Source organism: Kitasatospora putterlickiae (assembly GCF_039527695.1).
GTDB classification, from domain to species: Bacteria; Actinomycetota; Actinomycetes; order Streptomycetales; family Streptomycetaceae; genus Kitasatospora; species Kitasatospora putterlickiae.
On the sequence record NZ_BAAAKJ010000195.1, the window covers coordinates 1 to 1,382 of the forward strand.

The following is a 1,382-nucleotide window of genomic DNA, read 5'->3' on the forward strand; positions in this document are numbered from 1 at the left end:
CCACGATCGTCACACCCGCAGCCTACTCAACCTCCCAAATGAGATGTCCTCTTAGTGCTGCGTTCCTCAAGTTGCGGGTATAGAGCCTCTGTTGGGGTTGATCTGGCGCGATAGGGGGTGGGGTGTGCCGGGGTTGTTGCGGGCCCGGGCCGCCGTGGGGGCGGACGAGGAGAGGATGATCGTCAGGCTCGCCGGGGCGCGGAAGGCGCCGGCGGATCTGGTGATGCGGGCGCGGATCGTCGCGCTGAGCTGGTCCGGCCTGCGGGTGGCCGGGATCGCGACCGAGCCGGGCTGCCATGCGAAGACGGTGCGGTGGTGGCTGCACCACTTCAACGAACTCGACCTGGAAGGGCTGGAGGACTGGCCGGTCACGGGTCGGCCGCGCCGGCTCACCGAGTTCGAGCGGTCGCGGATCATCGCGCTGGTCAGGCAGGCGCCGCCGGGGCGGCAGGTGCGGCAGGCGGACGGGGAACTCGCCCCTGCCGACGAGGCCGGCCCGCCCGAGTGGACGCTGGACGCGCTGGCGGCGGAGGCCGCGCGGCTGGGTGTCGCGGTCGGGCGCTCCCAGATACGGCGGATCCTGCTCGCCGAGGGAGTGCGCTGGCGCCGCACCCGCTCGTGGATCCGCTCGAAGGACCCGGATTTCGAGGGAAAAGGACGCGGATCGTCGGTCTGTACACCAGCCCGCCCGACGGCGCGACGGTCGTGTGCGCCGACGAGCTCGGGCCGGTGATCCCGCGTACCTTCCCGCCGGCACCGGGCTGGTCGCCGGACGGACACCGCATCAAGAGCGAGCTGGACTATTCCCGCGGGCCTGAGAAGACCTGGGTCTACGGCGGACTGCGGGTCCGGGACGGGCAGGAGCTCACGATGGCCGCCCCGTCCCGCAACAGTGTCTTCTACCAGCAGTTCCTTCAGCTGCTGGAGGATACGAATCCCACTGGCGACATCTACGTGGTGACCGACAACTTGTCGTCCCACAACAGCCTGTCCACCCGCACCTGGCTGGAGGACCACCCGCGGATCCGACATGTCTTCGTCCCGGTGGGCGCGTGCTGGCTCAACCTCCAGGAGGGCTGGTGGCGCATCTTCCGCAAGGCCGCCCTCGCCGGGCGGTCCTTCTCCGGCCCCGACGAGATCGCGCGAGCCACCCGCATTGCCACAGCCCAGCTCAACACACGTGCCCGTCCCTGGGTATGGGGCCGTCCAGCCCCGCCAATCCGACAAGCACGACGCCGCTACGTATACCTGCTTTAAGGAACGCAGCACTAGGGCGGGCCGGGACCGTCCCGGGCGCCGTCCCTGTCGCTGTCGCCGTCCCGTTCCTCGGGTTCCGGGTCGTGGAAGGAGACGTCGACGTGCTGTTCCGGTCGGCGCTCCTC

The 1,382-nt window shown here is 69.9% G+C and carries 2 protein-coding genes; both read left to right on the plus strand.

Annotation, left to right across the window (positions count from 1 at the left end):
- The first annotated feature begins 175 nt into the window (after positions 1-175).
- Positions 176-733: a helix-turn-helix domain-containing protein gene (locus tag ABD308_RS19505; RefSeq protein WP_344336336.1), complete on the plus strand. Its 558-nt coding sequence runs from the start codon at positions 176-178 to the stop codon at positions 731-733.
- Positions 706-1,257, plus strand: a complete 552-nt coding sequence (locus tag ABD308_RS19510) for a transposase (protein WP_344336341.1) — start codon at positions 706-708, stop codon at positions 1,255-1,257. The genes ABD308_RS19505 and ABD308_RS19510 overlap by 28 nt, the downstream gene beginning before the upstream one ends.
- Positions 1,258-1,382 lie beyond the last annotated feature (125 nt).

Coding starts and splice junctions, on each gene's coding strand:
- ABD308_RS19505 (WP_344336336.1), top strand. CDS start 176: ATGATCGTCAGGCTCGCCGGGGCGCGGAAGGCGCCGGCGGATCTGGTG.